General features: G+C 62.6%; 14 protein-coding genes. 5 read left to right on the top strand and 9 right to left on the bottom strand.

Annotation, left to right across the window (positions count from 1 at the left end):
* Positions 1–565 precede the first annotated feature (565 nt).
* On the top strand, positions 566–2,527 hold the full coding sequence (locus tag ACTJKM_RS04225) for a M23 family metallopeptidase (protein ID WP_058325811.1): 1,962 nt from the start codon (positions 566–568) through the stop codon (positions 2,525–2,527).
* A gap of 77 nt (positions 2,528–2,604) precedes the next feature.
* Here ACTJKM_RS04225 and clpB read toward each other — a convergent pair whose 3' ends face one another.
* Together clpB and ACTJKM_RS04215 are read right to left on the bottom strand one after the other, a co-directional pair.
* Positions 2,605–5,211, bottom strand: coding sequence for an ATP-dependent chaperone ClpB (gene clpB / locus ACTJKM_RS04220; protein ID WP_057254809.1), 2,607 nt, complete (start codon positions 5,209–5,211; stop codon positions 2,605–2,607).
* 270 nt (positions 5,212–5,481) lie between these two features.
* Complete coding sequence (locus ACTJKM_RS04215) at positions 5,482–6,504, bottom strand: hypothetical protein (protein WP_058325812.1); 1,023 nt, start codon at positions 6,502–6,504, stop codon at positions 5,482–5,484.
* A gap of 129 nt (positions 6,505–6,633) precedes the next feature.
* On the opposite strand from ACTJKM_RS04215, the gene ACTJKM_RS04210 reads away from it, so the two are divergent.
* Entirely contained in the window at positions 6,634–7,218 is a 585-nt protein-coding gene (locus ACTJKM_RS04210) for a TetR/AcrR family transcriptional regulator (protein WP_057254807.1), read from the top strand.
* A gap of 89 nt (positions 7,219–7,307) precedes the next feature.
* On the opposite strand, the gene ACTJKM_RS04205 is transcribed toward ACTJKM_RS04210, so the two are convergent.
* The 5 genes from ACTJKM_RS04205 to ACTJKM_RS04185 all read right to left on the bottom strand — a co-directional run bounded on the left by ACTJKM_RS04205 (position 7,308) and on the right by ACTJKM_RS04185 (position 13,960).
* Positions 7,308–7,970, bottom strand: a complete 663-nt coding sequence (locus ACTJKM_RS04205) for a DUF4167 domain-containing protein (protein ID WP_058325813.1) — start codon at positions 7,968–7,970, stop codon at positions 7,308–7,310.
* A 333-nt stretch (positions 7,971–8,303) separates the two neighbouring features.
* Positions 8,304–9,173: a peptide chain release factor N(5)-glutamine methyltransferase gene (gene prmC / locus ACTJKM_RS04200; protein ID WP_058325814.1), complete on the bottom strand. Its 870-nt coding sequence runs from the start codon at positions 9,171–9,173 to the stop codon at positions 8,304–8,306.
* A gap of 3 nt (positions 9,174–9,176) precedes the next feature.
* Positions 9,177–10,259 carry a peptide chain release factor 1 gene (gene prfA / locus ACTJKM_RS04195; protein ID WP_057254804.1) on the bottom strand — a complete coding sequence of 361 codons (1,083 nt, stop codon included), beginning with the start codon at positions 10,257–10,259 and terminating at the stop codon, positions 9,177–9,179.
* A gap of 71 nt (positions 10,260–10,330) precedes the next feature.
* Positions 10,331–12,598 carry a phosphoenolpyruvate--protein phosphotransferase gene (ptsP, locus tag ACTJKM_RS04190; RefSeq protein ID WP_057254803.1) on the bottom strand — a complete coding sequence of 756 codons (2,268 nt, stop codon included), beginning with the start codon at positions 12,596–12,598 and terminating at the stop codon, positions 10,331–10,333.
* 87 nt (positions 12,599–12,685) lie between these two features.
* Positions 12,686–13,960, bottom strand: coding sequence for an aspartate kinase (locus ACTJKM_RS04185; RefSeq protein WP_057254802.1), 1,275 nt, complete (start codon positions 13,958–13,960; stop codon positions 12,686–12,688).
* A gap of 642 nt (positions 13,961–14,602) precedes the next feature.
* Between ACTJKM_RS04185 and ACTJKM_RS04180 the strand changes: the two genes are divergently transcribed.
* Complete coding sequence (locus ACTJKM_RS04180; protein WP_440659922.1) at positions 14,603–16,135, top strand: ABC-F family ATP-binding cassette domain-containing protein; 1,533 nt, start codon at positions 14,603–14,605, stop codon at positions 16,133–16,135.
* Between the two features lie 70 nt (positions 16,136–16,205).
* Here ACTJKM_RS04180 and ACTJKM_RS04175 read toward each other — a convergent pair whose 3' ends face one another.
* Positions 16,206–16,733, bottom strand: a complete 528-nt coding sequence (locus ACTJKM_RS04175; RefSeq protein WP_093236125.1) for an SAM-dependent methyltransferase — start codon at positions 16,731–16,733, stop codon at positions 16,206–16,208.
* A 140-nt stretch (positions 16,734–16,873) separates the two neighbouring features.
* Between ACTJKM_RS04175 and ACTJKM_RS04170 the strand changes: the two genes are divergently transcribed.
* Together ACTJKM_RS04170 and ubiG are read left to right on the top strand one after the other, a co-directional pair.
* Positions 16,874–17,425, top strand: a complete 552-nt coding sequence (locus ACTJKM_RS04170; RefSeq protein WP_058325817.1) for a dihydrofolate reductase family protein — start codon at positions 16,874–16,876, stop codon at positions 17,423–17,425.
* 113 nt (positions 17,426–17,538) lie between these two features.
* Positions 17,539–18,285 (top strand): bifunctional 2-polyprenyl-6-hydroxyphenol methylase/3-demethylubiquinol 3-O-methyltransferase UbiG, encoded by a 747-nt coding sequence (gene ubiG / locus ACTJKM_RS04165; protein WP_093236124.1) that lies wholly within the window; start codon positions 17,539–17,541, stop codon positions 18,283–18,285.
* A gap of 26 nt (positions 18,286–18,311) precedes the next feature.
* Here ubiG and ACTJKM_RS04160 read toward each other — a convergent pair whose 3' ends face one another.
* Positions 18,312–18,878: a GNAT family N-acetyltransferase gene (locus ACTJKM_RS04160; RefSeq protein ID WP_058325819.1), complete on the bottom strand. Its 567-nt coding sequence runs from the start codon at positions 18,876–18,878 to the stop codon at positions 18,312–18,314.
* Positions 18,879–18,958 lie beyond the last annotated feature (80 nt).

Here is an 18,958-nt window from a genome sequence, read left to right as displayed (position 1 = left end):
GAAAGAACCCTTTCGAGTTCCTCACGAGCTCCGCCGCCCACGTTTCTCTTTCTCTATATTCAATTGTCAAAAAACCGACGAACTCACCGTCCGTCAAACCGTTTCCTCAAAGCCCGAAACTCGCGTCCCAGACCCCAAAATCAGCCTCAGCCAACCAGGGAAACTCTAGAGCGAAGGTCGTCGTCGCCAGCAGCGCCGCCGCCCTCGTCAGTGATCGGGCTTATAGACCCCCATCCTCACAGACGTCAACAGGCTTTTTGGAAAAAAATGACAGATTTCTGACAAAGGCCGGAAACGCAGGGCTTTGAGCCCCCAAAAAAGTTTTACCCTCTCTCCCGGGCCTGTGGAGACACATTTTGGCCCTCACTTTTTCACAATCCGCCGATCTAAGCGAGAACGACGATGCTTCGCGGATGCTTTCGCGCGGGTAGGCGTGGGATCTCTTGGATATCCGCCCTCTCCCCTCCCCCGCGATTTGACTCCGTTACGCGAAAGATGCACATCTTCGCGCAACGTATCGCAGGCAAGAATACGGTTTAGAGAAATCGGGGACACTCAGTTCGGCATGAACACCGACAAGAACATGGTCAGGTCGCTCGGCGATCAGCCGCCGATCCTTGCGCATGGCCGCCGCGCGCCCGACAGGCGTGAGATCTCCCTCCGCTGGCTTTCCGGCACCTTTCTGACCGGCATCACCTCAAGCCTTCTTATGGGCGTTGCTCTTTTTGCAGCACTCGACGGGCGCCAACAGTTGGCCATCCCCGCCGAGGCCTATGCGGCGCTCGACAGCGCGCCGAACGGAGACGAGCAGGCACGCGCGGTGCGCGGCGGTCGCATCCTTTCGCCCAAACTCGTCGCCAAGCCGGCCGACAAGACCGTCATGGAAGTTTCCACCATGACCCATGACGGCGAGAAGGAAGTGGTGCGCAAGCAGCCTTTCGTTCACGTCAAGATGGCGCTTGCCGCCAACCATCAGCCCTCGGAAAACTATCCGGACTTCGATCCGCTGGCGATCTTTTCCACCGACGAGGCGGACGAGGAATCCCCGGTCGCCCGCACCGGTACGCTCTATGGCTCGAACGTCGATTCCGAAGTGGCGCTGAAGACCGTCGATTTCCCGCTGAAAGGCGGCATTGCCTTCGACAGCTCGATGTCGCTCGAAGAGGTCGAGGAAAATGTCCGCACCAACGGTTCGGTCCTGACCGAGGGCAGCACCCAGGTCGCGTCACTCTATTACGTCGATCCGCAGCGCTTCGCGTCGGAGAGCGACGGGCTTGATCTGCTCCAGGGCCTGACCGCCCGCATCGTCGAGCAGAACAAGAGCGATGCCGCCTACGAGACCATCGACGAAGAAAGCACCGAATACGCCGACGACATCATTCCGGTGCGGCGTCAGACCGACATCGCGACCGTCATGGTCAATGCCGGTTATGCCAAGGCGCAGGCCGACGACGCCGCCGGCTATATCGGCGACGCGCTCGGTGCGAACGAACTGAGCGAGGGCGATGTTCTGCGCATCGGCATCATTCAGAACGGCGAAGCGCAGAAGGGCGACGAGGCCCGCATCGTGCGCGCCACCATCTATTCGCGCAACCGCCATGTGCTGACGATGGCGGTCGACGACAAGGGCCGCTTCGTTCCGGGTGCGGAACCGCCGAAGCTCGACGCGGTCGCCACCGCCTTCGATGACAACGGCGCGCCGGTCATGACCAGCAGCCACGATCTGCCGCGCGTCTATGATGGCATCTACCGCGCCGCTCTTTCCTATGGCATGAGCGCCGACATGGTCAGCCTCGTCGTCAAGCTGCTCGCCAGCAACGTCGATTTCCAGGCGCAGCTGAAGCCGACGGACTCGCTTGAAGCCTTCTTCTCCGTGACCGACGAACGCGGCATGGCGACGGAAGAATCCGAGCTTCTCTATGTCCGCGCCAAATTCGGCGATGCGGTCACCGCCTTCTACCGGTTCCAGGATCCGGAAGACAATTCGATCGACTACTTCGATACCGAAGGCAAAAGCATCCGCCAGTTCCTGCTGCGCAACCCCGTGCCGAACGGCCATTTCCGCTCCGGCTTCGGCATGCGCCGCCACCCGATCCTCGGCTTCTCGCGCATGCATACCGGCGTCGACTGGGCCGCGCCGCGCGGAACACCGATCATTGCTGCCGGCAGCGGCGTCGTGGAAAAGGCCGGCTGGGATTCCGGCGGCTATGGCAACCAGACTCTGATCCGCCACGCCAACGGCTACGTGTCGTCGTACAACCACCAGAGCGCCATCGCCAAGAACGTCAAAGTCGGCAACAAGGTCGTCCAGGGCCAGGTGATCGGCTGGGTTGGCACAACGGGCCTTTCGACCGGTCCGCACCTGCATTACGAGTTGATCGTCAACGGCAACAAGGTCGATCCACTGCGCATCCGCCTTCCCGGCGGCAAGTCGCTTTCCGGCGACGCGCTGGCGAAGTTCGAGAAGGAGCGCGATCGCATCGACGAGTTGCTGAACAAGGATGGCGCCGAAGTCGCAAGCAACTAGGCACCCCTCCCCTCTTCCAAAGTCTGCACAAGCAAAAAAGGCCGCCCCGAAGGGCGGCCTCTGTGTTTGATGCCTTGTCAGGCGGCTTCCTTGTCCGCCGTCGCTCCGCGCTTGAAGTTGAGGCGGTCGGAGCCGGCAAGCACCTTGACGGACGAACCATCCGGGAACTCGCCCTGCAGGATCTTCTCGGCGAGCGGATCCTGCAGGTATTTCTGGATCGCCCGCTTCAGCGGACGTGCACCATAGGCCGGGTCGTATCCCTTGTCGGCAAGGAAGGCTCGAGCGTCATCCTCAAGCTCCAGCGTGATCTTGCGCTCGGTAAGCAGCTTGCGCAGCCTTTCGAGCTGGATATCGACGATCGCACCCATCTCCGAGCGACGCAGCCTGTGGAACAGGATGATCTCGTCGACGCGGTTGAGGAACTCCGGCCGGAAGGCCGACTTGACGACATCCATCACCTGGTCGCGAACGACATCGCTGTCTTCGTTTTCGCCAAGTCCGACCAGATACTCAGCCCCGAGGTTCGAGGTCATGATGATCATCGTGTTGCGGAAGTCGACGGTGCGGCCCTGACCATCGGTCAGGCGACCGTCATCGAGCACCTGCAGGAGCACGTTGAAGACATCCGGATGCGCCTTCTCGATCTCATCGAACAGTACGACCTGGTAGGGCCGGCGACGGACGGACTCGGTCAGGGCTCCGCCTTCCTCGTAGCCGACATAGCCGGGAGGTGCACCGATCAGCCGGGCCACGGAGTGCTTCTCCATGTATTCCGACATGTCGATACGCATCAGCGCGGTCTCGTCGTCGAAGAGGAAACGGGCAAGCGCCTTGGTGAGCTCCGTCTTGCCGACGCCAGTGGGCCCAAGGAAGATGAACGAGCCGATCGGCCGGTTCGGATCCTGAAGCCCGGCACGCGAGCGCCTGACCGCACGGGAGACCGCCTGCACGGCGTCGCCCTGGCCAACGACCCACTTCGCCAGTTCGTCCTCCATCCTGAGCAACTTGTCGCGTTCGCCTTCCAGCATCTTGTCAACAGGGATGCCGGTCCAGCGCGAGACGACATGCGCGATGTTGTCGGGGGTCACGACCTCCTGCACCATCGGGTTGGCATTGGCGTTTTCCTGGCTTTCGGCATCGGAAAGCTCCTTCTCGAGCTTCGGAATGACACCGTAGGTCAATTCGCCGGCGCGCTGGAACTCGCCCTTGCGCTGGACGATCGCCAGTTCGTTGCGGGCTTCGTCAAGCTGCTTCTTGAGATCGGCAGCCCGGCCGAGCTTCTGCTTCTCGGCCTGCCAGCGGGCCGTCAGGGCCGATGCCTGCTCTTCGAGCGAAGCGAGGTCAAACTCGAGCTTCTCCAGCCGATCCTTCGACGATGCATCGGTTTCCTTCTTCAGGGCCTCGCGCTCGATCTTCAGCTGGATGATGCGTCGGTCGAGCTCATCGAGCTCTTCAGGCTTGGAGTCCACCTGCATCCGCAGACGCGACGCCGCTTCGTCCATGAGGTCGATCGCCTTGTCCGGTAGGAACCGGTCCGTAATGTAGCGGTTGGAGAGCGTCGCGGCGGCAACCAGCGCCGAATCCGAGATCCGGACCTTGTGGTGCTGCTCGTACTTCTCCTTCAGGCCGCGCAGGATCGAGATCGTGTCCTCGACCGTCGGCTCCTCGACCATGACAGGCTGGAACCGGCGGGCGAGCGCCGCGTCCTTCTCCACGTGCTTGCGATATTCATCAAGCGTAGTGGCGCCAACGCAATGCAGCTCGCCGCGCGCAAGCGCCGGCTTCAAGAGGTTGGAGGCATCCATTGCTCCTTCCGCCTTGCCGGCACCGACCAGCGTGTGCATCTCGTCGATGAACAGGATGATCTCGCCGTTTTCGGCCTGCACCTCGTTGAGAACGGCCTTCAGCCGCTCCTCGAACTCGCCGCGATACTTCGCACCGGCAATCAGCGCGCCCATGTCGAGCGCCATCAGCCGCTTGTCCTTGAGGCTTTCCGGCACGTCGCCATTGACGATGCGCAGGGCAAGGCCCTCGGCGATCGCGGTCTTGCCGACGCCGGGCTCACCGATCAGCACCGGGTTGTTCTTGGTGCGGCGCGACAGCACCTGGATGGTGCGGCGAATCTCGTCGTCACGGCCGATCACCGGGTCAAGTTTGCCTTCACGGGCATCGGCCGTCAGGTCGCGCGCATATTTCTTGAGGCTGTCGAACCCTTGCTCTGCATTTGCGCTATCGGCGGTGCGGCCCTTGCGGATGTCGTTGATCACCTGGTTGAGCTTGGTCGGGGTCACGCCGGCCTTGGCGAGAATGCCTGATGTCGCGGCCGAGCTCTCGATCGCAAGCGCCAGCAGCAGCCGTTCGACGGTGACAAAGCTGTCGCCAGCTTTCTTCGCGGCCTCTTCGGCACTCGAAAAGACCCGGGCGAGCGGCTGCGACAGGTAAACGGAGCCATTGCCACCGGAAACTTTGGGAAGCTTGGCAAGTGCTGCATCATTGCCGGCGCGCGCCTCGCGGGCGTCGCCCCCGGCGCGCTCGATCAGCGAAGCGGCCATGCCTTGATCGTCGTCGAGCAGCACTTTCAGCACATGCTCGGGCGTGAACTGCTGATGTCCTTGCGCCAGCGCATAGGTCTGCGCCGACTGCAGAAAACCGCGCACGCGCTCGGAATATTTTTCAATGTTCATACTCTACCTCCATAACCCGGCAGGCCCATCGCGTGGCACCCGTCGGTGGTTCAGGATCAGGCTCCCGCATTCGGCAAGCCTGTCAGTGTGGAGCGATCACCGCCTTGCGCCGGATCAACGCATCCGAAGCGAATATGGGGCACCGATTTTGGAAATTAAAGAGCCGTCGCTGGTCTCCGGCCGGAAATCTGCAACCGAAAAATGCGGCCGCTCGACGGTTTGCCGCGCGGCCACTTTTGTACTCAGGGAGGCGAGAAGCCGGTTGGTTCGCTAAGCCGCCATCAGCGACCGTTCGGCGAATGAAGCTCCGAACTCCTTCATGCGTCGCACGTAGTAGGCCGGGTCGATCAAAACCTCCGGGAGATAGAGGCCGGGAGCCGACGCTTCGCCACCTTCGAGGCCGAGCATGCGTTCCACGGCGAGCGCAACACCAAGGGCGGTTAGCGGCGCCTGGCCTTCGGGGTGCACGATCTCATGGCGATGGTCGAGAGGCTGGCCATCCTTCCCCCGTCCCGTCATCTCGATGACGATCTCAGTCGAGAACGGCTCGCCGCGGCGCCGGCTCGCGGATTCGCTATAGGCGAGATCCAGCCGGATATCGCCGGCATCGGTCCGGGCCGCAAGCGCCATGACATCGAAGGGCGAATAGGCGACCGCATCGAGTTCGACACCGTCGACGCTTCGATAGCGCGCCTCCGAATCCTCGCAGCCAGCCCAGTGGAGCCTGCCCTCCTTGACCGTCAATGCCGCCGGCGCGAGGCCGGTGATGCGATTGTAGTCGGCAAGTGCTGCCGGCCCGCCCATGTCCTGTTCGTCAAGCAGGACCCCGATGCGGATCGTGTCGATCGCCTCATAGGCCTTGGCGAATTCGAGGATCGGGAAGATGGCGGCCCCGGCAAGCCAGTGGCTGGCGAGCAGGATCGGCGCCTTGTCCGGCGCGTGGATATATTGCGCCATTTCCGGCCCCACTTCGAAGGTGCCGCTGGAAAGGCTGATATAGGGGACGCCGTGGCGCTGGGCGTAGCGCATCGAGCTCAGCTTCTCATCCTTCAGGAAAATGACGACGGCACTGAAACGCTTCTCGTCGCCAAGGCCGATATCCGGCCGCGCCAGATCGACGCTGACGCCGATGGCGTTTCCGACCTCGCGCGCGACGGCCTCGGCCTTGCCGAAATCACGGCCGCCGATAGCGATCGGCAATGTCGGGTGGAGCCGGCGGATGATTTTCGCCGCCTGCGATCCGACAACCCCGGAACCGCCGATGATCAAAACAGGCTGAAACTTGCTCGACATCTTCCTATCTCCTAAACGAAAAGTGTCTGGCTGATTGCCGAACCTACCATTAGTAACTTACTATTGGTAGATAGGTTGCCGAACGCCGCTTTCAAGAGCCACGAGCCGACGCGAAAAGGATTGCGATCGATGGCCCCGACCAAAAGCCGAAAGCTCGCCAAGCCCGAACGGCGTGCCCAGTTGATCGAGACCGCCAAGGAGATCCTGCGCGAGTGCGGCGCCGACGCCCTGACGCTCGGCCACCTCGCCGAACGCGCCGGCGTCAGCAAGCCGATCGCCTACGAGCATTTCGGCACGCGCGAGGGGCTTTTGATCGCGCTTTCCCAGGAAATCGAAGACCGCCACGCAACCAAACTGCAGGCCGCGCTTACGGGGGCACCGAAAGAGCTCGATGCGGTCGCCGACATCATCAGCTCGGTTTACATCGACTGTGCCGTCGACAGTGGTGAGGAATGGCAGGCCATCTCAGGAGCGCTACGCGGCAACGCGGACATGATCGCGACGCAGCAGCAACAGGTCGACGACTATGTCGCCGCGATCCAGGCGGCACTCGGACCCTTCGCGAAAATTCCCTCCGACGATTTGCGCCTGCGCTGCACCGGTATCGCAGGAGCAGCCGAGGCGATCGGCCGCGAGCTGATCCGCGGCCGGACGAACGAGACGGCCGCCAGCGCCAATCTTGCCGCACTGATCGTCGACAGCGTCGACGTTTGATCGCCGATGACCAGACAAAGAAAAACCCGGCCGTGACAGGCCGGGTTTTTGTCGTGCCCTGAGAATGGGCAACGCTGATAGACCGCCGCTTATTCGGAAGCGGCGAGCGCCGGTGCTTCCGGAGCGGCATCGCCCGAAGCCTGGGCTTCGTCAGCGGCACCTTCCTGTGCGCTGCGGCGCGGACGGCGTGGACGCGGCGCGTTGCGGCGGCGGGATGCGGCGCGGCCGGAGGCAGCCGGGGCTTCCTCTTCCATCGCGACTTCCGCCGGTGTGCCTTCGATCACCGGCTGCGGGCCCGTGCCGTCGATGACGACAGGCTGCGGCTCGGGAGCAGGTGCCTGAGCTGCGGCAACCGGGGTCGGCATGTCGTCGCTGTAGCCCTGATCCAGATCGTCCTGGTCCTGATCGGACCCGTCGTGGCCGCGGAAATCCTGACGGTCATCACGCTGGAACCGGTCCTGCATCTGCGCCTGTGCGGCAGCAATGATGCGGTTGTAGTGTTCGGCGTGCTGAAGGTAGTTTTCTGCGATGACGCGGTCGCCGGAGCTCTGTGCATCGCGCGCAAGCGTTGAGTACTTCTCGGCGATGTGCTGAGCAGTACCGCGAATCTTCACATCCGGGCCGGAGCTGTCATAGGTCCGCGTCAGCGGGTTCGAGCCCTTGCGGTTGTGGTTGTTGTTATTTCCATTGTTATTGTTGTTGCTATTGTTATTCCGCCCGCGGCCGCGCTTGTTTTGCTGTCCTGGCCTCATAGTACATTCACCCGAATTCTCTTGATAATGATGATCATGTGGTTTCGTCTTCCGGCCGGATCCGTTCACGCCCGACAGAACACGCGCCGTTGCGCTCGCACAATGGCGGCTTCGGCGCCGACTGGCGTCAAATTAACAGGTACCCGCACAAGGCACTTGTTGAACCCTAGCAACTCTTTCTTGAGAGCAATCCCCGTGGCCAGGTCATACCGGAACGAATCTTAGGTCCATGACCTTCTGCCCAGTGCGCGGGCAAACTAGCCCGCTTCCTCTGGGATTCCAAGCCCTTTCTTTGCCTGTGCAAGAAAGAAGATGCGTCAGTGCAGCATTTTTTCAACGGTTTGTGTCGCGTTCGAAGATCAGGACGCGGTCATTACCGCCGAGATCCTTCGCCTCTTCACGCAGACGGAAATTTTCGGCGCTAAACAACGCCGTCACCGCCTCTTTCTGGTCGAAACCGATTTCCAAGCCTATCACGCCGTTTGTCTCAAGATGATGACCAGCCTGAGAAGCGATGGCGCGATAGGCATCAAGCCCGTCTTCTCCGCCATCAAGCGCTGCGGCCGGGTCGTGAAGTCTCACCTCCGGCTCAAGCTCATGGACGACACTGGACCGGATATACGGCGGATTTGAGACGATCACATCGTAGCGACCATCCACCTTTTCGTACCAGTTGCTGAGAAGCGGCCGGAACCGATCCGCAAGACCGAGCGCAGCTGCATTCGCCGTCGCCGTTGCCAGTGCGTCCTTAGATATATCGGTAGCCGTGCCCCTTGCTTCAAGAACTTGCGACAGCAGCGCGATACAAATCGCCCCAGTACCGGTGCCGAGATCGATAAGCGCGCAACCGCCCTTTCGCGCTACCACCGCACGCAGATAAGGGATCATCCGATCGACGAGCGTCTCGGTGTCCGGGCGAGGCTCCAGCGTTTCCTTCGAAAGTTTCAGCGGCAGGCCGAAAAATTCGCGTTCACCAAGAATACGGTAGACCGGTTCGCGTGCCAGTCGCCGCGCCACCGCCACCCGGATCCGGGCAGCGTCCTCATCCGAAACCGGGTCCCTGCCCCGAGACACGACCGCGCTCAGCGACATGTCGAGCAGGCCGGAGATCAGATGCCGCACGTCGAGCGCCGCATTCTCTATGCCGCCCGCTTGCAGGCGGTCGCGGCTTTCGGCAACGAGGCTCGCGAGCGTTTCCGCCATGGCTCAGCCCCGCTGTTCGCCGAGCAGCGCCAGCTGGCTCGCCTGGTAGTCGGCAAGCAGCGCATCGACGACCTCGTCGATCTCGCCCATCATCATCCGATCGAGCTTGTAGAGCGTCAGGTTGATGCGGTGATCGGTGAGGCGGCCCTGCGGGAAATTATAGGTGCGAATGCGCTCGGAGCGGTCGCCCGAGCCCACTTGGCTCTTGCGGTCGGCCGAGCGTTCGCTGTCGGCGCGCTGGCGCTCCATATCGTAGAGGCGCGAGCGCAGGACCTGCATCGCCTTTGCCCGGTTCTGGTGCTGCGACTTTTCCGAACTGGTGACGACGAGACCGGTCGGAAGGTGGGTGATGCGCACGGCCGAGTCCGTCGTGTTGACGTGCTGACCGCCGGCACCCGACGAACGCATGGTGTCGATGCGGATATCCTCGGGCCGGATCTCGATGTCGATGTCTTCGGCCTCAGGCAGCACGGCGACGGTTGCCGCCGATGTATGAATACGGCCGCTCGCCTCGGTTTCCGGTACACGCTGCACCCGGTGCACGCCGGATTCGAATTTCAGCCGCGAGAACACCCCGCGCCCGGAAACTGTTGCGATGATTTCCTTGAACCCGCCGGCCTCGCCGTCGCTCGCCGAAAGCACCTCGACGCGCCAGCCCTTGCCGGCCGCGTAGCGCTCGTACATGCGGAAGAGATCGCCGGCAAAAAGCGCCGCTTCCGATCCGCCGGTACCGGCGCGAATTTCGAGGATGGCACTCTTCTCGTCGGCCGCATCCTTCGGCAGAAGCAGGATCTGGATTTCCTGCTCCAGTGCCTCGATCGTCGCTTCGACCTCGGGCTTTTCCATTTCGGCGAGATCGCGCATCTCCCGATCGGTCGATTTGTCCGCGAGCATGGCAGTGATGTCGGCAAGCTCGGTCATCGCCTTCTCGTAGGCGCGGATCTTCGTCACGACCGGCTGCAGTTCGGAATATTCCGAGGCGAGCTTGACATAAACGTCCGCGGCCGGGCCGGCCGACATGCGGGCCTCGATCTCACCGAACCGCCGTTCCAGTTCGCGCATCTTTTCAACGGGAAGCTTTGCCAAGTCTCACTCCAAATGCATCTCCCCTCGCCCGGATCATGGTCCGGACGAGGGTCGCGACGCGTCAATTCAATCTAAACCGGAATGCCGTTTTCCGCGGCGAAATCCACCAGCATCTGGCGAACGGACGTCTGGTCGCGTGTGTCGTCCAGCGCCGCATTGAGCGCGGCACCAAGCTTGCCCGCGTCGAGCGCCAGCAGCATCGCCTTGATCGGCCCTACGGCCGTCGGCGACATCGAAACCGAACGGAAACCTAAGCCCAGCAACGCCATGGCCGAGAGCGGCTTGCTCGCCATCTCGCCGCAGAGCGTCACCGGGGTTTCGTGCCGGTCGCCGGCGCGCACGATGTCGCGCAGGATCCTGAGGAACGGCCGCCCGAGCACATCGAAACGATCGGATACGCGGGCATTACCCCGATCGACCGCCATCGCGAACTGGAAGAGATCATTCGAGCCGACCGAGACGAAGTCCACTTCCATCATCAGTTCGTCGAGCTGCCACAAGAGCGCCGGCACCTCCAGCATGGCGCCGAACTGCAGCTTGCGCGGCAACTGTTCGCCAAGTTTCGACTGCCGCTCGATTTCCTTCTGCAGCAGGTCGCGTGCAATCCTGAGTTCGGAAACTTCGGTGACCATCGGCAGCATCAGCTTGAGCTCGGCACCGGCCGCCGCGCGCAGCATCGCGCGAAGCTGGGTCCGCAGCAGACCCGGGCGATCGAGCGAAAGCCGGATTGCACGCCAGCCAAGTGCCGGATTTTCCTCTTCCGCTGCGCGGAAATAGGGGACGACCTTGTCGCCGCCGATGTCGAGGGTGCGGAAGGTCACGGGCTTGCCGCCCGTCTGCTTCAGCACACTGCGGTAAAACGCTTCCTGTTCTTCCGCCTTCGGCATGGTCGAGGCGATCATGAACTGAAGTTCGGTGCGGAACAGGCCGATGCCTTCTGCCCCCGCCTCGTTCAGATGCGGCAGGTCCACGAGCAGGCCTGCATTCATTTGCAGCGTGATGCGCTTGCCGTCTCTGGTCAGCGGCTCGACGTCCTTCAGCGCCCGGAACTGCGCCTGGCGCCGTGCCCGGAAGCGAACCTTTTCCTCGTAGGCGCGCTGCAGGTCGGCGAGCGGCCGCAAGTGCACCTTGGCATCGTCGCCGTCGATGATGATCGCATCGCGGTTTTCCGCAAGCGCCACCGCGCCCGTCGCCTGGCCAATGACCGGAATGCCCATGGCACGGGCGACGATCACCACGTGGCTGGTGACGGCGCCCTCTTCGAGCACCAGACCGCGCACGTTTTCGCGCGGATAGTCGAGCAGTTCGGCAGCGCCCATGGCACGCGCGACGATCACCGCATCGGTCGGGAAGTCGCTGGCCGAAAGCTTGGCGCCATAGCCGGAAAGCTGGCGCAGCAGGCGGTTGGCCAGATCGTCGAAATCATGCATGCGCTCGCGCAAGTACGGGTCCGTCAGCCGGATCATCCGCGCCTTGGTTTCGCTCTGGACGCGCTCGACTGCCGCCTCCGCCGTCAGGCCGTTGCGGATCGCCTCTTCGAGCTTGCGCACCCAGCCGCGATCATGGGCGAACATGCGGTAGGTTTCGAGCACCGCCCGGTGCTCGCCCTCCATCGACACCTCGCGGCGCGACAGCATGTCGTCGATCGAGATGCGCAGCGACCCCAGCGCTTCGGCAAGTCGCTGCAATTCCTGGTCGGTGTCCTCGTTGAGGAGGTTGGTGACGACGATCCTCGGTTCGTGCAGGACGACATAGCCAAGGCCGATGCCTTCACCATAGCTGTTGCCCTCGATCGAGACGGGACGCGAGAGGTCGAGCTCGAGGCCCGGCTTGGTGATCTTCTTGAGCTCACCGGTCGCCACCATCTCGGCGAGAACCATGGCCGTCGTCTCGAGCGCCTCGACCTCGTCCTCGCGATAGTTGCGCATCGCCTTGTTCTGGACGACGAGAACGCCAAGCGCGCGGCCCGTGCGCAGGATCGGCACGCCGAGGAAGGAGTGGTAGATCTCTTCACCGGTTTCCGGCAGGTAGGTAAAGGCCGGATGCGACTGGGCGTCGGAAAGATTGAGCGGCCGCGCCGAGGCGGCGATCGTGCCGACGAGGCCCTGCCCCATCTTCAATTGCGCCAGGTGGACGGCCGCCTTGTTCAGACCTTCCGTCGCGTAGAGTTCGAGCACGCCGTCGGAACGCAGCACATAGACCGAACACACTTCCGCAACCATGTTCTGCGCGATCTGGCGCACGATACGGTCAAGGCGCTCCTGCGGCTCCAGCGGTTCCGCCATCAACTCGCGCAACCGCTTGAGGAGAACGCGCGGACCTGCGGAAAGGTCTCTCATCGCGTGGGGTCTCCCGAAATAGAGGTGACGGCGGCAAGGGGAAACGCGGGCAAAACCGCCGCGAATCCCAAATCGGTCGTCTGTCGATTAACTCTTATCGAGACCGTAAGCGGAATGCAAAGTGCGAACCGCCAATTCCGCATAGGGACCGTCGATCAGGATCGAAATCTTGATCTCGGAAGTGGTGATCGCCTTGATGTTGATGCCCTTGTCGGCAAGCGCGCGGAATGCGGACGCGGCGACGCCGGCATGGCTGCGCATGCCGATGCCGATGACCGATACCTTGACGAGGCCGGCCTCGGACTGGACGACGTCGTAACCGATCTTTTCCTTGTTGTCGCCGAGCACCTTCAGTGCCTTGTCGACATCGCCCGACGGAACCGTGAAGGTCATGTCGGTCTTCGAACCGTCCTCGGAGATGTTCTGAACGATCATGTCGACGTTGATATGGGCTTCAGCAAGCGGGCCGAAGATCGCGGCGGAGACGCCCGGCCGGTCGGCGAGACGGCGCAGCGAAATCTGGGCTTCATCCTTGGCATAGGCAATGCCGGTTACGACTTCCTGTTCCACGATCTCATCCTCATCACAAATCAGCGTACCGGGCGGATTGAGAAGGTCACCCATGCCCGGCGCATCGGGGTCTTCGAAAGACGAACGCACGAAGGTGCGGACCTTGTGCACCATGGCGAGCTCGACCGAGCGCACCTGCAGCACCTTGGCGCCGAGCGATGCCATTTCCAGCATTTCCTCGAACGCGATTTTCTTCAGCCGCCGCGCCTTCGGCTCGATGCGCGGGTCGGTCGTATAGACGCCATCGACGTCGGTATAGATGTCGCAACGGTCGGCCTTGACGGCAGCGGCAATAGCAACGGCCGAGGTGTCGGAACCGCCGCGGCCGAGCGTGGCGAGGCGATTATCGGGACCGAGACCCTGGAAGCCGGCAACGACAGCTACCTGGCCCTCGCCCATGCGGCGAATGATCTCGGCGCCGTCGATATCGAGGATGCGGGCAGCGCCATGGGCGTTGTCGGTGCGGATCGGGATCTGCCAACCCTGCCAGGAGCGGGCGTTGATGCCCATCGACTGCAGCGCGATCGAAAGCAGACCGGACGTCACCTGCTCGCCGGAAGCAACGATCGCGTCATATTCGCGGGCATCGTAGAAGGGCGAGTTGGCGCCGGTTGCCTTCGGCATGTTCTGCACCCAGCCGACCAGCTCATTGGTCTTGCCGGACATGGCGGAAACGACGACGGCGACTTCGTGGCCGGCATCGACCTCGCGTTTCACATGGCGGGCGACATTGTGGATGCGGTCCAAATCAGCGACGGAGGTTCCGCCGAATTTCATCACGATGCGTGCCATGTGCCTCTACCGGTACCCAATTTAGCGCGCGCAGGCGCGCGTGACAGGAAAGCCCCCGCCGGCGCCCGACGGTCAAAAAGCTTGGGAGACTTCTCGGACATCGGCAGTCACCGCTTCGGGGAGCGGAAAGTCGCGGCGTCTCTTAGCGGATCAGGGGGCGGCACGCAATGGCAAGCGGACACAGATTCGGACCGCGCCGTGCACCACGACCGGTGCATTTCGCAACAATATTGCCCAGGACAGGAATTCACGGAAACATCCGTACCGATAGACCCCGCAATGCCACGTTGAAAATTACCGGCTTCGATGCTAAAGGTGGCTCGCAACTTGAATTCGAGAAAGGGGGCTGCACGTGATGAGATTTTTCCGGCACCACCGCCAGCGTGGCCCCGTCCAAGCCCTGCAGACGCGTTTGCAGGGCTGACCAGACATCCTTTCGCGAAAATCGCGATCCTATCCCTGGTCTGCCCAGAGTGATGCAGTGCGGAACCGTTTCGGTTTAAGCGCCTGCATCGTCTTCCAATACCGAGCCGACGGCCCGTTGACAGCATGCGTGCTGTTCCGGGTCCAATCATCCGGAAACCCGGCCCGAAGTGCCGCCACGGATGTCTCGTCGTCGCTCGCGCAGTCCAGAGAACGACCATGGCCTTGATCAATATCCGCAACCTCGGTGTCAGCCTGAGCGCACCGCTTTTTTCCAACCTCAGCCTCTCCGTCGCCGCCGGTGACCGTATCGGCATCGTCGCCGCGAATGGCCGCGGAAAGACGACCCTGTTGAAATCGATCGCAGGCAGTTTCGATCCGACCGCCGGGGAAATCACGCGCTCACGCGGCCTGACCATCGGCCATGTCGAGCAGAACGTTGCGGCCGCATTGCTGCCCCTCTCCTTCCACGACGCCGTCCTTTCGGCCCTTCCGGCCGACCAGGCGGAAAACGAGAGCTGGCGCGTCGACATCGTGCTCGATTCGCTCGACGTGCCGGAAGTGCTGCGCCAGCGTGCGGTCTCGGAACTGAGCGGCGGCTGGCAGCGGCTCATGCTTCTCGCCCGCGTCTGGGTCAGCGATCCGGACGCCCTGCTCCTGGACGAGCCGACCAACCACCTCGATCTCGCCAAGATCGCCCGGCTCGAAGCCTGGCTGAACGCCCTGCCGCGCGACGTGCCGGTGCTCGTCGCCAGCCACGACCGCGCCTTCCTGGACGCCACCACCAACCGGACGCTGTTCCTCAGACCCGAGCAATCGCCAATCTTCGCGCTCCCCTATTCGCGGGCGCGCGCTACCCTCGATGAAGTGGACGCCTCCGAGGAGCGGCGCTATCAGCGTGACATGAAGGTGGCGCAACAGCTTCGCCGCCAGGCCGCCAAGCTCAACAACATCGGCATCAATTCCGGCAGCGATTTGCTGACCGTGAAGACGAAACAGTTGAAGCAGCGAGCCGAACGGCTGGAGGACGCGGCGAAACCGGCGCATCAGGAGCGCTCCGCCGGCGCGATCCGGCTCGCCAACCGCGGCACCCACGCCAAGATCCTGGTGACAATGGACGACGTCCCGGTCGAAACGCCGGACGGCACGGCGCTCTTCCGCACCGGCAAGCGCTGGATCTGCCAGGGCGATCGCATCGTGCTCTTGGGCGAAAACGGCGCCGGCAAGACGCGGCTCGTCAACCTGATCCGTGCCGCGATCGAGGAGCCCGGCCGCGCGCCAGATACACTGAAGGCGACGCCTTCGCTGGTGCTCGGCTACAGCGACCAGGCGCTTGCCGGGCTTTCGGACGACGAGACGCCGCTTGCCGCCCTCTCCCGCCGCTTTTCGCTCGGCGATCAGCGGGCGCGCACCTTCCTTGTCGGTACCGGTGTCGGCATCGACATGCAGGAGAAGGCAATCGGCCGACTCTCCGGCGGCCAGAAGGCGCGCCTCGCCATGCTGGTATTGCGCCTGAAGGAGCCTAACTTCTACCTGCTCGACGAGCCGACCAACCATCTGGACATCGAGGGCCAGGAGGCACTCGAGGCGGAGTTGCTGAAACACGAGACGAGCTGCCTTCTGGTCTCCCACGACCGCAGCTTCGTGCGCAATGTCGGCAACCGCTTCTGGCTGATCGAAAAGCGCCGGCTCGTCGAAGTCGAGGACCCGGAAGACTTCTTCGCCTCAGCTGCGGCGAGCGAACTCGGCTAGCGATCGCGCAAGCGAACCCGATGGCACCCGTGACGCCCGCGATGAGCGGGCGTCACCTTCTGCATCGTAGCTAGGAAGGCGGCCGGGCGATCACGCAGGCGACCTCGCCGCCGTCGAAGACGTGCGTCGACCGAGCCTCGACGTTCCACCGATGGCGAAGAACTGCCGCTTCGATCCGCGCGCCAACCTCATCCGCACCCGTGGACGGCTCGTCGTGAAAGAGAAAGAGGCGCCCTTCCGGCTTCAACAGCCGTACCAGCGCAGCAAACTCACGCGTGGGATCGCCCCGCGTAAAGACGCCGACGCGGATCGCAAACACCTTGTCGAAGCGGCGATGATCCAGATCGAGTGAGCGAAGGTCCGCGACCTGCACGATGGCCCGCCCGGCAGCAAGGTGTGCAGCATTTCGGCGCATTGCCGCCGCGACCATGGTGGCCGATCGATCGATGGCTACAATCCCCCCGTCGACAAGCCGCTCGCAAACCTTGGTCACTGCAACGCCGTGACCGCAGCCGATTTCGAGCAGCTGATCAGAAGGCTTCGGCGCAACGACAGCGACTGCCCAGTCGATCCTGCCAAGCGCCATGAATTCCCCCATCCGCCGCAGATCCTAAGAATGCTAGCACGGCGAAGAGCCATGCCGCGAATCAATCTGGTTCGAAAGATAAACCACTTGCAAAACTATATCAGTTTTGCCAATCTTCCCCATGCCAGGACATGCAGCAACGGAGAGAGACAATGCGCAGGGTCATCATGTGGGACATGGTCAGCGTCGACGGCTTCTTCGAAGCACCGGGGCATGACATCGGTTGGTTCGTCTTCGAGGACGAACTCGCCGCCTATATCGGCGAAACGCAACTCGAAGCGGACACTTTGCTCTTCGGCCGCGTGACCTATGAAATGATGGCGGCCTATTGGCCGTCCGCCGAAGGTAACATCGCCACCTTCATGAACGGCGTCGAGAAGTTCGTCTTCTCGCGCACGCTGACATCCGCCGATTGGCACAGGACGACACTCTTGACCGGCGACGCCGCCAAGGAAGTCGAACGGCTGAAGCAACGCGATGGCGGCACGATCTTCGTTTTCGGCAGTGCGGACTTCGCTGCAGGGCTGATCGCGAAGGGCCTCGTCGATGAGTATCGTCTCGGCATCAATCCGGTGCTTCTGGGCAACGGCGTGCCCCTGTTCAAGCCGGGGTTGAAGCGAACGGAACTCAAATTGACCCACTCTCGCCCACTGAAATCGGGCGTGGTCATCCTGCACTACCAGCCGCAGGCGGATGCGCAATAGAGCAGGTAGAACAACGCGCCCGCCTGACCTGCGCCCATCTGGCCCAGCGTCGGCTCTTGACTTCCCTGCCCGATCGTCCGACTTCACCAGAGACGATGCAAGGAGACGGCGACATGAGCGAGACCGCACGCACGACGATCGACCAGAGCGAGGTAGACCGGTTCTCCGCCATGGCTGCGGAGTGGTGGGACCCGACCGGCAAGTTCCGGCCGCTGCACAAGTTCAATCCCGTTCGCCTTGCCTACATTCGCGACAAGGTGGCCGAACATTTCGGTCGCGATCCCAAGGGCCCGCAACCGCTGAAAGGTCTGCGGCTGCTCGATATCGGCTGCGGCGGCGGCCTCCTGTCCGAGCCGATGGCGCGCATGGGTGCAGACGTCCTCGGCGCCGACGCCTCAGAGAAAAACATCGGCATCGCCAAGACGCATGCGGCCGGGAGCGGCGTGGCGGTCGACTATCGCGCTGTGACCGCGGAAGCGCTCGCCGAAGCCGGCGAGAGTTTTGACATCGTGCTCAATATGGAAGTGGTCGAGCACGTCGCCGACGTCGATTTCTTCATGACCACCTGTGCCCATATGGTTCGACCTGGCGGTCTGATGTTCGTCGCCACGATCAACCGCACCATGAAGGCAGCAGCCCTTGCCATCTTCGCCGCCGAAAACGTGCTGCGTTGGCTGCCGCGCGGCACCCACCAGTATGAAAAGCTGGTACGCCCGGAAGAACTGGAAAAGCCGCTCTCAGCGAGCGGTCTCGAAGTCACTGAACGCACCGGCGTCTTCTTCAATCCGCTCGCCAATCAGTGGAACCTGTCCAAGGATATGGACGTCAACTACATGCTCGTCGCCAAGCGTCCGCTGTAACGCCGCTGGCCGGCTCGTCTGCGGACTCAGCCGATCTCAGACTTGGCCTGCCATTCTCGTTTCAGCAGCGCATAGACGAGTTCGTCGCCCCAGGTGCCGTTGAACCGGTCATTCTCGATCAGATGCGCTTCGCGGCGCATGCCGAGACGTTCGACGACACCAACCGATCCCTTGTTCAGCGCATCGAGCCGGGCAAAAATCCGGTGGAAGTGCAGCGTCGAAAAGCCGAGATCGAGAATGGCGCGCATCGCCTCGGTGGCATAGCCCTTGCCGGCGAATGCCGGATTGAAGATGTAGCCGGTCTCCGCCTGCTCGGCCGCCCGGCTTGCGAGCTTCAGCAGCACCTCGCCAATCAGAGCGCCATCCTCCTGGCGTTCGACCGCGAACACCGCGACATCCCCGTCGTCAGCAAGTTCCGGCGCTGAAGCCTTGGCGAACTTCGCTCGCGCAGCCGTCTCGTCCAGCGGTTCTTGATAGAGATAGCGATAGACGTCCGGCAGCCGGTGATAGGCGAAGAAGGCTGCAAAATCGTCGGGCACAAATGGCCGGATGACGAGGCGATCGGTGGAAATGCGAAGCTCGGACAAAGTCATTGGCTGAAAAATCTCCCGTTGCGAAGCCGCGAGGTGGGAAGCAAGACGTTGTTTTTAAAGAGCAGGTAGCAAATAACGCG

This window comes from Ensifer sp. 22460 (genome assembly GCF_052044935.1).
Taxonomy (GTDB): domain Bacteria; phylum Pseudomonadota; class Alphaproteobacteria; order Rhizobiales; family Rhizobiaceae; genus Ensifer.
Note: the sequence above shows the minus strand (reverse complement) of the source record. Positions and strands in the feature narration are given on the sequence as shown.

Bases quoted from the DNA above. Each gene is read 5' to 3' on its own strand.
- ACTJKM_RS04225 (WP_058325811.1), top strand. From the start codon at position 566: ATGAACACCGACAAGAACATGGTCAGGTCGCTCGGCGATCAGCCGCCG.
- clpB (WP_057254809.1), bottom strand. From the start codon at position 5,211: ATGAACATTGAAAAATATTCCGAGCGCGTGCGCGGTTTTCTGCAGTCG.
- ACTJKM_RS04215 (WP_058325812.1), bottom strand. From the start codon at position 6,504: ATGTCGAGCAAGTTTCAGCCTGTTTTGATCATCGGCGGTTCCGGGGTT.
- ACTJKM_RS04210 (WP_057254807.1), top strand. From the start codon at position 6,634: ATGGCCCCGACCAAAAGCCGAAAGCTCGCCAAGCCCGAACGGCGTGCC.
- ACTJKM_RS04205 (WP_058325813.1), bottom strand. From the start codon at position 7,970: ATGAGGCCAGGACAGCAAAACAAGCGCGGCCGCGGGCGGAATAACAAT.
- prmC (WP_058325814.1), bottom strand. From the start codon at position 9,173: ATGGCGGAAACGCTCGCGAGCCTCGTTGCCGAAAGCCGCGACCGCCTG.
- ptsP (WP_057254803.1), bottom strand. From the start codon at position 12,598: ATGAGAGACCTTTCCGCAGGTCCGCGCGTTCTCCTCAAGCGGTTGCGC.
- ACTJKM_RS04185 (WP_057254802.1), bottom strand. From the start codon at position 13,960: ATGGCACGCATCGTGATGAAATTCGGCGGAACCTCCGTCGCTGATTTG.
- ACTJKM_RS04180 (WP_440659922.1), top strand. From the start codon at position 14,603: ATGGCCTTGATCAATATCCGCAACCTCGGTGTCAGCCTGAGCGCACCG.
- ACTJKM_RS04175 (WP_093236125.1), bottom strand. From the start codon at position 16,733: ATGGGGGAATTCATGGCGCTTGGCAGGATCGACTGGGCAGTCGCTGTC.
- ACTJKM_RS04170 (WP_058325817.1), top strand. From the start codon at position 16,874: ATGCGCAGGGTCATCATGTGGGACATGGTCAGCGTCGACGGCTTCTTC.
- ubiG (WP_093236124.1), top strand. From the start codon at position 17,539: ATGAGCGAGACCGCACGCACGACGATCGACCAGAGCGAGGTAGACCGG.
- ACTJKM_RS04160 (WP_058325819.1), bottom strand. From the start codon at position 18,878: ATGACTTTGTCCGAGCTTCGCATTTCCACCGATCGCCTCGTCATCCGG.